Source organism: Streptomyces sp. NPDC051217 (assembly GCF_044455465.1).
Taxonomy (GTDB): Bacteria; Actinomycetota; Actinomycetes; order Streptomycetales; family Streptomycetaceae; genus Streptomyces.
The window spans coordinates 517,336-530,234 of sequence record NZ_JBITEV010000001.1 but is presented as its reverse complement, the minus strand read 5'-3'; the positions used below and the strand labels follow the sequence as shown (position 1 = coordinate 530,234).

At 72.2% G+C, this 12,899-nt stretch carries 9 protein-coding genes; 4 read left to right on the top strand and 5 right to left on the bottom strand.

The window, feature by feature from the left end; genetic code table 11:
- Nucleotides 1–26 precede the first annotated feature (26 nt).
- Nucleotides 27–1,196, bottom strand: coding sequence for a xylose isomerase (gene xylA / locus ACIBBB_RS02455; RefSeq protein ID WP_398977876.1), 1,170 nt, complete (start codon nt 1,194–1,196; stop codon nt 27–29).
- A gap of 252 nt (nt 1,197–1,448) precedes the next feature.
- On the opposite strand from xylA, the gene xylB reads away from it, so the two are divergent.
- Together xylB and ACIBBB_RS02445 are read left to right on the top strand one after the other, a co-directional pair.
- Nucleotides 1,449–2,924 carry a xylulokinase gene (gene xylB, locus ACIBBB_RS02450; RefSeq protein ID WP_398977874.1) on the top strand — a complete coding sequence of 492 codons (1,476 nt, stop codon included), beginning with the start codon at nt 1,449–1,451 and terminating at the stop codon, nt 2,922–2,924.
- 174 nt (nt 2,925–3,098) lie between these two features.
- Nucleotides 3,099–4,220 (top strand): hypothetical protein, encoded by a 1,122-nt coding sequence (locus ACIBBB_RS02445; protein ID WP_398977873.1) that lies wholly within the window; start codon nt 3,099–3,101, stop codon nt 4,218–4,220.
- Nucleotides 4,221–4,435: 215 nt separating this feature from the next.
- On the opposite strand, the gene ACIBBB_RS02440 is transcribed toward ACIBBB_RS02445, so the two are convergent.
- The 3 genes from ACIBBB_RS02440 to tdh form a co-directional block, all read right to left on the bottom strand.
- The gene (locus ACIBBB_RS02440) at nt 4,436–5,350 is read right to left on the bottom strand and encodes a LysR family transcriptional regulator (protein ID WP_398977871.1); all 915 of its coding nucleotides are present in this window, start codon (nt 5,348–5,350) and stop codon (nt 4,436–4,438) included.
- 42 nt (nt 5,351–5,392) lie between these two features.
- Nucleotides 5,393–6,574, bottom strand: coding sequence for a glycine C-acetyltransferase (locus ACIBBB_RS02435; protein ID WP_398977869.1), 1,182 nt, complete (start codon nt 6,572–6,574; stop codon nt 5,393–5,395).
- Nucleotides 6,575–6,807: 233 nt separating this feature from the next.
- Entirely contained in the window at nt 6,808–7,833 is a 1,026-nt protein-coding gene (gene tdh, locus ACIBBB_RS02430) for an L-threonine 3-dehydrogenase (protein ID WP_398977868.1), read from the bottom strand.
- A 350-nt stretch (nt 7,834–8,183) separates the two neighbouring features.
- Here tdh and ACIBBB_RS02425 point away from each other — a divergent pair, with 350 nt between their 5' ends.
- On the top strand, nt 8,184–9,779 hold the full coding sequence (locus ACIBBB_RS02425; RefSeq protein ID WP_398977865.1) for a CAP domain-containing protein: 1,596 nt from the start codon (nt 8,184–8,186) through the stop codon (nt 9,777–9,779).
- Nucleotides 9,780–10,191: 412 nt separating this feature from the next.
- Nucleotides 10,192–11,274 carry a terpene synthase family protein gene (locus ACIBBB_RS02420; protein WP_398977863.1) on the top strand — a complete coding sequence of 361 codons (1,083 nt, stop codon included), beginning with the start codon at nt 10,192–10,194 and terminating at the stop codon, nt 11,272–11,274.
- A 38-nt stretch (nt 11,275–11,312) separates the two neighbouring features.
- Here the strand turns inward: ACIBBB_RS02420 and ACIBBB_RS02415 are convergent, their stop codons facing one another.
- Nucleotides 11,313–12,869, bottom strand: a complete 1,557-nt coding sequence (locus ACIBBB_RS02415; protein ID WP_398977861.1) for a cytochrome P450 — start codon at nt 12,867–12,869, stop codon at nt 11,313–11,315.
- Between the last annotated feature and the right edge of the window lie 30 nt (nt 12,870–12,899).

Sequence of the window (12,899 nt, the reverse complement as noted above, 5' to 3'; positions counted from 1 at the left end):
GTCAGGACACGGTGGTCAGTGCCGGGTCAGCGGGCACCCAGCAGGTGGTCCATCGCCAGCTGGTCGAGGTGCTCGAAGGCCATGCCGCGGCTCGCCGCCGCCGCCACGTCGAAGTCCTCGTACGAGCCCCGGTCGGCCAGCAGGCCGGCCACGCCGTCGGCGGCGGTCGGCAGCGCCAGCTCGTCCAGGCGCGCGGCGCGCAGCGCCTCCTGGACCTCCGGGTCCGCGCGGAACGAGGCGGCGCGCTCCTTGAGGATCAGGTAGTTGCGCATGCAGCCCGCGGCGGACGCCCACACCCCGTCGAAGTCCTCGGTGCGCGGCGGCTTGAAGTCGAAGTGCCGCGAGCCGTCCCAGCCCGCCGTCTCCAACAGGTCCACCAGCCAGAACGCGGCGCGCAGGTCGCCGGCGCCGAAGCGCAGGTCCTGGTCGTACCGGGTGCCGTGCTGGCCGTTGAGGTCGATGTGGAAGAGCTTGCCCGCCCACAGGGCCTGCGCGATGGCGTGCGGGAAGTTGAGCCCGGCCATCTGCTCGTGGCCGGTCTCGGGGTTGACGCCGTACAGCTCGGGTCGCTCCAGGCGCTCGATGAAGGCGAGCGCGTGGCCGACGGTCGGCAGCAGGATGTCGCCGCGCGGCTCGTTCGGCTTGGGCTCGATGGCGAACTTGATGTCGTACCCCTGCGAGACGACGTACTCGCCGAGCAGGTCGAAGCCTTCCTTCATCCGGTCGAGCGCGAGGCGTACGTCCTTCGCCCCGCCGGACTCCGCGCCCTCACGGCCGCCCCAGGCGACGAACCTCTTCGCGCCCAGCTCGGCGGCCAGGTCGAGGTTGCGCAGGGTCTTGCGCAGCGCGAAGCGGCGGACGTCGCGGTCGTTCGCCGTGAAGCCGCCGTCCTTGAAGACGGGGTGGGTGAAGAGATTGGTGGTCACCATCGGCACGACAAGCCCGGCGGTGTCCAGCGCCTGCCGGAAGCGCTTGATGTGCGCCTCGCGCTCGGCGTCGGACGAGCCGAACGGGATCAGGTCGTCGTCGTGGAAGGTCACTCCGTACGCGCCCAGTTCGGCGAGGTGCTGTACGGACTCGGTGGGATCGAGCGCCGGACGCGTCGCGTCTCCGAACGGGTCCCTGCCTTGCCAGCCGACCGTCCACAGACCGAAGCTGAACTTGTCCGCGGGGGTGGGAGTGAAACGTTCCGTCATTTCTCTGGCCGCCTTCGATACCTCAGGTCCGGCAGGTGCAGACCTTTTTGTTTCCTGACATGACTAATAATGCACCTCCGGGTGGGTACGGAAAAGACCCCGTGTTCGCCCAACACAGCCGGGAGCGACGAACCCCGCTTCGGGCAAGGATTTGACGCCCATCCCTGCCGGATGCACGACAACATCACGTAATTTGTTGGCCTGCGGCCAAAATACCGTCGCAAGCCCCGGAAACCAGGAAGAGGTACGAGCGTGCCGCACAGCCAGGTGGTCATCGGCGTCGACAGCTCCACCCAGTCGACCAAGGCGGCGTTCACCGACGCGGCGACCGGGCGGCTTCTCGCCGTCGGGCGCGCCCCGCACCGGGTGACGGGCGAGGCCGGGGCTCGGGAGACCGACCCCGAGGTGTGGTGGCAGGCGCTGCGTGAGGCGGTCGCCATGGGCCTGAAGGAGTCGGGCGTACCGGCATCGGCGGTCACGGGCCTGGCGGTCGCCGGCCAGCAGCACGGTCTGGTGGTGCTCGACGCCGCCGGGAAGCCCCTGCGCCCCGCCCTGCTGTGGAACGACACCCGCTCCGCCCCGCAGGCCGCCGCGCTCACCGAGGCGCTGGGCGGGCCGGGCGCGTGGATCGCCAGGACCGGATCGGTGCCCGTCGCCTCCATGACGGCGGCGAAGTGGCAGTGGCTCCGGGAGAACGACCCCGCCTCCGCCGAAGCGGCGGCGGCCGTCCGGCTGCCCCACGACTTCCTCACCGAACGCCTCGCGGGTACGGCGGCCACCGACCCCGGCGACGCGTCGGGCACCTGCTGGTACTCGACGGAGACCGGGACGTACGACCCCCAACTGCTCGCGCTCGTGGGCCTCGACGAGTCGATGCTCCCCGCCGTCGCCCCGACCGGCGGCGCCCGTGTCGGCTCGCTCACCGCCTCGGCCGCCGAGCAGCTGGGGCTGCCGGCCGGTATCGCGGTGGCCGCCGGGACCGGCGACAACATGAGCGCGGCCGTCGGCCTCGGCCTCGGCGGCGCCGGGCTGCTGGACCACCCCGTGCTGAGCCTGGGCACCTCGGGCACGGTCTTCGCCGCCACGCGCACCAGGCCCGCCTCGGCCGCGCTGTCCGGGTTCGCGGCGGCCGACGGCACGTTCCTGCCGCTCGGCTGCACCCTGAACTGCACGCTCGCCGTCGACAAGGTCGCCGAGCTCCTGCGCCTGGACCGCGAGGACGTGGCGCCCGGCGGCGAGGCGGTGCTCCTGCCGTACCTCGACGGCGAACGCACCCCCGACCTGCCGACCGCCTCCGGCCTGCTGACGGGCCTGCGGCACGACACGACACCGCAGCAGTTGCTGGGGGCGGCGTACGAGGGCGCGGCGGTGACGGTCCTGCGCGCGCTCGACGAGGTCCTGCGCGCCTGCGGTCTCGACCCGGCGGACCCGGCGGTGGCGGGCCGGCCGCTGCGGCTGGTGGGCGGCGGCGCCCAGGGCCGTACGTGGGTGGAGACCGTACGGCGCCTCTCCGGGCGCCCGGTGATCGTGCCGGAGAGCGGCGAACTGGTCGCCCTGGGCGCGGCGGCGCTGGCGGCGTCGGCCGCGACCGACGAGGACCCGGTGGCGATCGCCGCCTCCTGGAAGACCGGCGACGGTCCCGAACTCCCGCCCGTGGCAAGGGACATGGAGACCTGGGAGCGCGTCGGCTCGGTGCTGGACCGGGCGGCGCCGAGCCTGCTCTCGTAGGGCGGCCGGGGTCGGCGGGGCGGGTGGGACATCGGCGTACGCGAACGCGTCGGCGTACTCCCCCGCCCCACCGGCGCACGCCGCCGGGGCCCTCTTGATGGCGGGTCGGGAACAGTCCTACCCTGCCGGTCTGCGCGGCGTCGCCGCGCGCCGGAGGAGGGACGAGACCCGCCCATGTCCGACGCAACGAAAGACGACGCGCTCTCCGGCGATCTGCCCGACGCGGACATACTCAAGGCGCTCGCCCCCTACATGGCCAGGGGCGGCGGCGCGGCGGCCGGGGTGATCCGGATCCGGGACGTCGAGCGACGGCAACTGGTGCGCTGCGACGTCGTCCGCTTCACGGAGCGACGCACCGAGACCCAGCGGACCGCCTTCGGTACGGAGGACCTGTCGGCGCTGCCTCTTTACGAAGGCTCCCTCGCGGACCACCCGTTACCGGCGCCCGAAGGTCCCGGCAAGCTCACCCTGATCCGCTCCGGCTCGTACCGGCTGGTGCCCTGCCCGTGCGACAACGGGACGCAGCAGTGCGCCAGTTGCTCCGGCAGCGGCCGGCACCCGTGCTCCTGCCGCAACGAGCCGCCCACGTGCGACGTATGTCTGGACGTCGCCCCCTGCACGCAGTGCGAGACGACGGGTCGGCGCCGCACCCGTACGACGAAGGCCCGCCCCGCCGCGACGGGTCCGCGCGCCACGGCGCCCGGCGCGCAGCGGATCACCTGCGCGGTGTGCGGCACCGCCGAGGCCGCCTGCCCGCGCTGCTCGGGCCGCGGCAGGATCCGGTGCCCGCGGTGCGACGGCCGGGGGCACGAGACCTGCGCGCGCTGCTCGGGGCGGGGCGTCGGCCCGCACGAGGTGTGCGGCGGCCGGGGCAGCCTCTCCCACTGGGTGGAGGGAACGGTCGAGTACGCGAACGAGAAGGCGCCCCTGTCACTGCCGAGGCCGGACTGGCCCGACAAGGTCCGGGACCGGCTGGCGGGCACCGCTCGATGGCAGCGGCGCGACATCCCGCCGGGCGGCGGGGTGCCCGCCGGCGTCGACCACGAACACCGGGCCGCCGTGTCGGCGCACCTCGCCCGCGGGACGGTGGAGCTGTCCCGGCGGGTGACCCTCGAAACCTGCCCGCTGGCCCGGGTGGAGCTGATCGACGATCCGAACCGGGTCTTCTACGTCTTCCCCGGCGCCCGGAGGCTCGAAGTCGTCCCGACCCTGTCGAACCAGCTGAAGCGCCGCCTGATCGCGGCCGGGGCGGTCATCGTCATCATCGTGGTCCTGATCCTGTGGCTGGCCGCCTAGGGCGTGTCCGTGGCCCGACGACATGTCTTCGTCGCGGGGGCGACCGGCGCGGTCGGCCGGCCGCTCGTACCGCTGTTGCTGGGCGCGGGTCACCAGGTGACGGGTGCGTCCCGTTCACGCGCGGGGCCGAACGGGTCGGAGCGCCGGATTGATCGAGCCGCCGCCGCGGGGGCCCAGCGGGACCTGCCGCACGGCTCGGGGAGGGCGGCCGGTCGTCAGCCCGTCGTCAGGCCCGACGCCGATTCCGTCAGCGCGTCCAGGACCGGGCGGATCAGGGGGTGGTGGTCAGCGCCGCTGCGGACGGCGGCGAAGACCCGGCGCGTGGCGGGCGGGCCGGACACCGGGCGTACCACCGTGCCCTTCAGCTCCATCCCGCGCAGCGCCGAGCGCGGTACGAGTGCCACCCCCGCCCCGGCGCCCGCGAGGGCGACCACCGCGCGGAAGTCGTCCGACGAGTGCACCAGGCGCGGTTCGAAGCCCGCCAACTCGCAGGCGAGGCGCATCACTTCGTGGCACGGGTTGCCGGGGTAGGGGCTGATCCAGTCGCTGTCCGACAGTTCGGCGAGCGGGACCTCGATCTCGCGGCAGAGCGGGTGCCCCTCGGGCAGGACCGCGTCGAACGGCTCGGCGTAGAGCGGTACGCGCGACAGGCGCGGGTCGTCCTGCGTGGGCGCGCCCCGGTATTCGACCGCCAGCGCCACGTCCGCCTGCCCGTCGAGCAGCAGCGGCAGGCTCTCGTCGCCCTCGGAGTCCCGTACGCGTACACGGATGCCCGGGTGCGAGTCGGCGAGGTGCGCGATGGCCGGGGCCAGCACCTCGGCGATCCCGGTGGCGAACGCGGCGACCGTGATCTCGCCGGCCGCCCCGCCCGCGTAGTCCGCCAGTTCCGCCTCGGCCCGTTCCAGCTGTGCGAGGACCGCGTGGGCGTGTGTGAGCAGGATCTCCCCGGCCGCCGTCAGCCGTACGCCCCTGCCGCTGCGGGTCAGCAGCGCGTGGCCGGTCTCCTGCTCCAGCGCGGCGAGCTGCTGGGAGACGGCCGACGGGGTCAGATACAGCGCCGCGGCCGCGGCGGTCACCGTACGGTGGTCCGCCACGGCTCGCAGGATGCGCAGTCGCCGGGGGTCGATCACTCAGTAATAGTGCCAGGCCACGGCTGGTTCGGGCCGGGCCCCTCAGCCACCCAGCGCCGCACGCGCGTCGACGAACGCCGCCACCGCCCGCTTCACGTCCGCCGTGGAGTGCGCCGCGGACAGCTGCACCCGGATCCGCGCCTGTCCCATCGGGACGACGGGGTACGAGAACCCGATCACGTACACGCCGCGCTCCAGCAGCAGATCCGCCATCCGTCCGGCCTCGGCGGCGTCGCCGATCATCACGGGGGCGATGGGGTGGTCGCCGGGCAGGATCTCGAACCCGGCCGCCGTCATCTCCGTACGGAAGAGCGAGGTGTTCGCGTTCAGCCGCTCGCGCAGCTCGCCGGCGCTCTCCAGCAGATCGAGGACCTTGATCGAGGCGGCGGCGATGACCGGGGCGAGGGAGTTGGAGAAGAGGTAGGGGCGCGAGCGCTGGCGCAGCAGCGCGACGATCTCGGCGCGGGCGGCGACGTAGCCGCCGGACGCGCCGCCGAGCGCCTTGCCGAGCGTGCCGGTGATGATGTCGACGCGGTCCATCACGCCGTGCAGCTCGGGGGTGCCCCGGCCGCCGGGGCCGACGAAGCCGACGGCGTGCGAGTCGTCGACCATCACCATGGCGTCGTACCGGTCGGCGAGGTCGCAGATCTCGGCCAGCGGCGCGACGTAGCCGTCCATGGAGAAGACGCCGTCCGTCACGACGAGGCGGCGGCGCGCGTCCTGCGACTCCTTGAGCCTGGCTTCGAGCTCGGCGAGGTCGCGGTTGGCGTAGCGCAGCCGCCGGGCCTTGGAGAGCCGGATGCCGTCGATGATGCTGGCGTGGTTGAGCGCGTCGGAGATGACCGCGTCCTCGGGGCCGAGCAGGGTTTCGAACACGCCGCCGTTGGCGTCGAAGCAGGAGGAGTAGAGGATCGTGTCCTCCTGGCCGAGGAACGAGGAGAGGCGCCGCTCCAGCTCCTTGTGGATCTCCTGGGTGCCGCAGATGAAGCGTACGGAGGCCATGCCGTAGCCCCAGCGGTCGAGCGCGTCCTTGGCGGCGGCGACGACGTCGGGGTGGTCGGCGAGGCCGAGGTAGTTGTTGGCGCAGAAGTTGAGGACGTCACCGGCTCCGACGGAGACCGACGCGCTCTGCGGGGTGGAGATGACGCGCTCGGGCTTGAAGAGTCCGGCGTCGCGGATCTCGTCGAGGGTGGTGCGGAGGTCGTCGCGGACGGACGCGTACATAACAGGACTCCCGTGAGAAGGGTGAGCGGGGCGAAGGGGGGTCGGGGTCGCGGAGAGGCCGAGGGGCCTCAGGGCCTGTCCGGCGGATCTTCGTGGGCCCGAGACGCCTGGCACGGCACCTCGCCGCGTTGTCGGACTCGTCCGAGTACGTCCAGTACGAGCACGATCCTCCGCCTCGCGATGCACCGCACCAGCCGCCCCGGGCCGCTCCACGAAGATCCACCGGACAGGCGCTAGGCCCAGTTGAGGATGATCTTGCCGCCGGTGGCTCTCGCCGCCTCGTCGAAGGCCGCGTCGAAGTCCTCGTAGTCGTAGGTGCCGGTGATGACGGGCCCGAGGTCGAGGCCGCCTTCGAGCAGCACGGTCATCGCGTACCACGTCTCGAACATCTCGCGGCCGTAGATGCCCTTCACCGTGATCATCGAGGTCACGATCTTCGCCCAGTCGACGGCGAACTCCTCCGCGGGCAGCCCCAGCATGGCGATCCGGCCGCCGTGGGTCATGTTGTCGACCATGTCGCGCATCGCCTCCGGGCGACCGGACATCTCCAGACCGATGTCGAAGCCTTCCTTGAGGCCGAGCCGCCGCTGTGCCTCGGCGATGCCGGTGTTCGACACGTCGAGCGCGAGCGTCGCGCCGACCTTGCGGGCGATCTCCAGACGTTCGGGGCTGACGTCCGTGATCACGATGTTGCGGGCGCCCGCGTGGCGGGCGACGGCCGCCGCCATGATGCCGATCGGACCGGCGCCGGTGATCAGCACGTCCTCGCCGACGAGGGGGAAGGTGAGCGCGGTGTGGACGGCGTTGCCGAACGGGTCGAAGATCGCCGCGATGTCGAGGTCGACGGGGGCGCGGTGGACCCAGACGTTCGACGCGGGCAGCGCGACGTACTCGGCGAAGGCGCCGTCGCGGCCGACCCCGAGTCCGACGGTGCTGCGGCACAGATGCCTGCGCCCGGCCAGACAGTTGCGGCATTTGCCGCAGACCAGATGCCCTTCGCCGCTCACGAGGTCGCCGACGGCCATGTCCTGGACGTCGGCGCCGACGGAAGCGACCTCGCCGACGAATTCGTGACCAAGAACACGTGGCACATCGACCGCCTGCTGGGCCCATCCGTCCCAGGCGCGGATGTGCAGATCGGTGCCGCAGATGCCGGTACGGAGCACCTTGATGAGTACGTCCCCGGGCCCGGTGTCCGGCTCGGGCACATCGGTGAGCCGGAGCCCCGGCTCGGCCGTCAGCTTCACAAGTGCCTTCATCGGGGCGGCTCCAGGTGGTGCGGTCCAGGTGCGGACGGAGTGCGGAGGGGGTGCTGAGGGGTGCGGACCGAGGCGCGGAAACGGGTGCGCCGCGCGTGCGGACGCGATCAATGCTGGTCGATGTCGGCACCAATCTCCCGCCGCCACGACCATTCAGTCCATCGAGGATTTCTTAAGCGGGCCGACAGCCAAGCTTCACGCGGCACGGGAGCGGGGCGGTGGGCCGAATCGGAAACGAGGCAATAAATCGACCACTTGTACGGACCTGAGTACGGCATCCACGAGATGGCACGTCGCCACTCCCCTTACGATCGGTGGCCACCGCGAGTCATGAGTGGGAGTGAGACAGCGTGAGCAGTCCGTTCAAGGCCTCAGTGGTCAAGGCGGCCCAGGCCGGGGACCAGCCGGCCAGGGACCGGCTCGGCCACGAGTCGCTGCCGCTTGTCCACCAGCTCGTCGGCCACGCCCTGCACGGCCACCCCGAAGTGGACGCCGTGGCACGGGAAACGGTGCGCCATGTTCTCGACGGCCTCGGCGGGCTGCGCCGCCCGGCCGACTTCCGCTCGTATCTGGTGACCACCACGATCGCCCGGATCCGTGAGCACACGGACTACGTCTACGACCCGGCCCTCCACCGCCCCGACTTCGACTTCGTGGATCTGATGGTCAGCTGCCTCGGTCTGACCGGCCAGCACCGGGAGGTCGCCGAGGCCACGCGATGGGTCGACAAGGAGCACCACGCGCTGGTGGCGCTGTGGTGGCTGGAGTGCGCCGGTGAACTCACCCGGCCCGAGGTCGCCGCCGCCCTCGCCGCCAACGCTCAGCAGGTGGACGCCAGGGTCGAGCGGATGGAGCACGAGCTGGAGACCGCGCGGGTGGTGGTCCGCGCGCTGTCGGCCGAGCCGCCGTGCGTCCTGCTGGAGCAGCTGACCGGTGGCTGGGGCGGCATACCGTCCCCGCTCTGGCGGGAGCGCATAGCCGGGCACACCTACGAATGCACCGTCTGCTCCGGGTACGCGGCAGGTCTGGTGCCCGCCGACGCCCTCGTGGCCGACCTCCCGCCGGTACCGGTCGACTCCCGTCCGGGCCCGTCCGGGTCCCCGTCCGCGTACAGCCACGGAAGCGCCCCGACCGGCGGCCGCGACGACGGAGCCGGCAGCCGTACGCGGGCCAGGGACACCCAGCGCCGCGACCGGCGGGCGAAACGGCGCCGCGTCGTCACCGTGACCGCCGCCGTCGCCGCGCTGGTCGCCGCCGCCGGCGTCGCCCAGTTCGTCTCGGGCGAGCGGACCGAGGACGAGTCGCGCGCCTCCGCCGCCGTCGAGCCGGAAGCGCTGGAACCCACGTCGGCGGCGAGCCGTACGGCGGAGTCGGCCGACCCCTCGCCCTCTCCCTCACGCACCAGCGCGAGCCCGTCACCCTCGCCCACGCGCTCGCCTTCCAAGAAGGCGGCGAAGCCGAGCAAGGCCGCGCCCGACCGGCGTCCCTCCACCGCCGATCCGGCCCCGAAGCCCGATCCGAAGCCGACACCGGACGAACCTCAGCCGGGCGGTGGCGGCGGTGGCGGCTTCACCGAGCAGGTCACCACACTCGTCAACTCCGAGCGCTCCAAGGCCGGTTGTGGCCCGGTGACCGCCAAATCCCAGCTGGAGACGGCCGCGCTGCGCCACTCCCAGGACATGGCGGCCAAGGGCTACTTCGACCACAACAGCCCGGACGGCAGGGATCCCGGCGACCGCATCACGGCGGCGGGCTACCAGTGGACCACCTACGGCGAGAACATCGCGAGGGGCCAGCGGACGCCCGCCTCGGTGATGGACGGCTGGATGAACAGCCCCGGCCACCGGGCCAACATCCTGAACTGCGCCTTCAAGGAGATCGGTGTCGGCGTCCACGACGCGTCCGGCGGACCGTGGTGGACCCAGGCGTTCGGCGCGCGCGGCTGAGGGTGCCGGCCGACGGCGGGCGGACAGTGGGGCCGGGGCCGAGGGCCGAGCTGACGAATCCCACGTACTTCGTCTCGTTCGCTCACCGGCCGGTGGCGTATCGAGCACGATCAGGACTATTTATGTCGCGGATCGAACTCGACCGCACAGATTCCGCCGAAACCGGTCTCTCCGCTGTCGTACGGCAGAGCTGCCCCCGCTCTGACATGGGAACCCGGCGGCACGGATACGCCATGTGATCCCGGCCAGGCCACATACGGTCAATTCCGGCCAGGCATAGGTCAGTCGCACTCTTATTGACGAACCGTCATGGGCATATACGCTCCATTCGAACAGCCCCCGCCCTACACCACCCCGCGCCAGATGTTCACTGAACCCGCCCTGCGTTCACATATCTCCCAGGAGGCCGGTCATGACGTGCGTCGAGGAACAGGCCATGGCCCGACAGCTCCCGGCCGTGCCGTTCTACTGTCCGGTGGAACCGGCCGTACATCCCGGCGCCGACGTCCTGAACGACCTGACGGTGGACTGGATGCTGCGCCAGAATCTCGATACCGACGAGCAGCAGCGCAAGAGGCTCGCCGTCTGCGACTTCGGCGGACTCACCGCGTCGACGATGCCGTACGGGAAGCTCGAACCGCTCACCCTGATGGCCAAGTTCCACGCCGTGCTCTTCTCCCTCGACGACGGTGTCTGCGACGAGACCGACGCCACGGCCGACTTGATGGCCCAGGAGACCTCCCGCATCCTCCGCGCGGTCGAGGCCCCGGCCGCCAACTCCCGCTCCGACTCGCCGCACACCGCCGCGCTGCGCGCCTTACGGACGGAGCTGGAGCAGTACGCGTCCCCGCAGCAGCTGCGCCGCTGGACCGACGCCATGCGGGTGTACACATCGGGTCTGGTGTGGGAGGCGTCGTGGCGCAGAAGCGCCGATCTGCCGTCGCTGAACGACTACATCACCCTGTGGATGCGGGCCATAGGCATGGCACCGTCCACGGCGATGATCGAGATCGTGGGCGGATTCTCCGTACGGGACGAGGAGTTGGCGGACCCGCGCGTCCAGGCGCTCACCGAGATCGCCTGGACGCTGGTCAGCTGGGACAACGACCTCTACTCCCGGAACAAGGAACTGCTGCGCGCGGGCGACGACCTCAATCTGATCGACGTGCTCTGCCAGGAGCTCGGCTGCGAGCCGCGCGAGGCGCTGAATCACGCGGTGGCCATGCGGGACCGGGTGATGGTGCTGCACGGCCGGCTGAGTGAGCAGGTCCTGGTGGACGCGAGCAGCCAACTGCGCGGCTACGTAGAGGGGTTGGGGCAGTTCGTCCGGGGCCATCTGGACTGGGCGTCGGCCTGTCCCCGCTACTCGGTGCCGGCGGGACCGGCGGCGGAGCCGGGCGGCTGGTGGAAGCGCCACCCCTCCGACTCGGGCACCGAACCGCTGCCCATCCCGACCATCTCGTGGTGGTGGGAGCAGCTGGACACCGCGTTCTGAGCGTCCGGCCCGCCTCCCGCTCCCGCCCCTCGCACCGGTCAGTACCCCCGCCACCACCGCACCACTGAACGCCACGCCCGCGCCGGCGCGCCGGGCCCGCGCTGCGCCGGGATCCGCGCGGCCGGCGCCGGCGCGACGGCCGCCGGCGGCCCGGTGGGCGGTACGGGCGGCGGTACGGCGGGCCCGCCGGGCGAGGTCCGGGCGGGCGCCGGGCGAGGTGACTGGACCTGCCACTCCTCGCGCGGCGCGTGCTCCGGCGTCGCCGACGGCGGCCCGGCGACATCCTGCGGCGGGCGCGCGGCGAAGGTCACCGGCAGCTCTTGGAGGTGCCGCGACATGAGCGACGACGACCAGCGCAAGTCCTCCTCGGGAATGGCCAGTTGAAGGTCGGGAAGCCGCAGCAGCAGCGCGTCGATGCCGGTGTCGGCGATCGCGCGGCCGATGTCCTGGCCGGGACACTCGTGCGGTCCGCCGCTGAAGGCGAGATGGGCACGGTTGCCCTGCATGGAGGCGTTGACGTCGGGCCGTACCACCGGGTCGACGTTGGCCGCGGCGATCCCGACGACCAGCGCGTCGCCCGCCTTGATCCGCTGCCCGCCGAGCTCGGTGTCGCCGACGGCCCAGCGGCCGAAGATGGTGGTGAACGGCGGCTCGTCCCAGAGGGTCTGCTCGACCGCCTCGGGCAGTGTCATATGGCCGCCGCTGAGCTGGGCGCGGAAGCGCGGGTCGGTGAGGACCATGCGGAGCACGTTGGCGATGAGGTTGGCCGTGGTCTCGTACGCGGCGACGAGCACCAGCCGCAGATGCTGGGCGACCTCCGTGTCGGTGAGTCCGGCGGGGTGCTCGACGAGCCAGCCGGCGAAGTCCTCCTGGGGCGCCGCGCGGCGGCGGGCGACCAGCCGGTCCAGGACCCCCATCACGTACTCGTTGCTCTCGACGGCCGTCTCGGTGCCCTTGATCATGTCGCGGGCGGACTGGACCAGCCGTTCGTTGTACTCCTCCGGCATGCCCAGGATCTGCGCCATCACCATCATCGGGAGGTGCTCGGCGAAGCGGCTGACGAGATCGGCCCTGCCCGACTGGCAGAAGTCGTTGACGAGCCGGTTGCTGTAGCGGTTGATGAAGCGCCGTACGCCCCGGTGGTCGATCCGGCCGATCGAGTCGGTGACGGCGCCGCGCAGCCGCTCGTGGTCGGCGCCGTCCGCGAAGACGCAGATCGGCTGCCAGGTGAAGACCGGCGCGAGGGGGTGGTCGGGCGGCACGCTGCCGTCGTTGACGGCGCGCCAGCGGCGTGAGTCCCGCGAGAACTGCGAGGGGGTACGGGTCATGTGGAGGTTCTCGCTGTGGCCGAGGACCAGCCAGGCGGGTACGTCCCCGTGCAGCAGGACCGGCGCCACCGAACCGTGCTCGGCGCGCAGCTTCTCGTACAGACCCGTGGCGTCGTTCTCGGCCTCGGGGCCGTAGAGCCGCCGCAGCCCGGTGGGCGCCAGGTCGTCGCCGCCGAAGGCGTCGGCGACGAGGCCGTGGGCCGGGCAGCCCGGCGGCGGGGCGGCGGGTTCGTCCGCTCCCGGCCGGTGCGAATAGGGCGTTGTCACGGTCACTCCAGGGATGGGAGGAGTCCAGGG

Excerpts from the sequence above, each read along its gene's own strand:
- ACIBBB_RS02435 (WP_398977869.1), bottom strand. The coding sequence starts at position 6,574 with ATGTACGCGTCCGTCCGCGACGACCTCCGCACCACCCTCGACGAGATC.
- xylA (WP_398977876.1), bottom strand. The coding sequence starts at position 1,196 with ATGACGGAACGTTTCACTCCCACCCCCGCGGACAAGTTCAGCTTCGGT.
- tdh (WP_398977868.1), bottom strand. The coding sequence starts at position 7,833 with ATGAAGGCACTTGTGAAGCTGACGGCCGAGCCGGGGCTCCGGCTCACC.
- ACIBBB_RS02420 (WP_398977863.1), top strand. The coding sequence starts at position 10,192 with ATGACGTGCGTCGAGGAACAGGCCATGGCCCGACAGCTCCCGGCCGTG.
- ACIBBB_RS02445 (WP_398977873.1), top strand. The coding sequence starts at position 3,099 with ATGTCCGACGCAACGAAAGACGACGCGCTCTCCGGCGATCTGCCCGAC.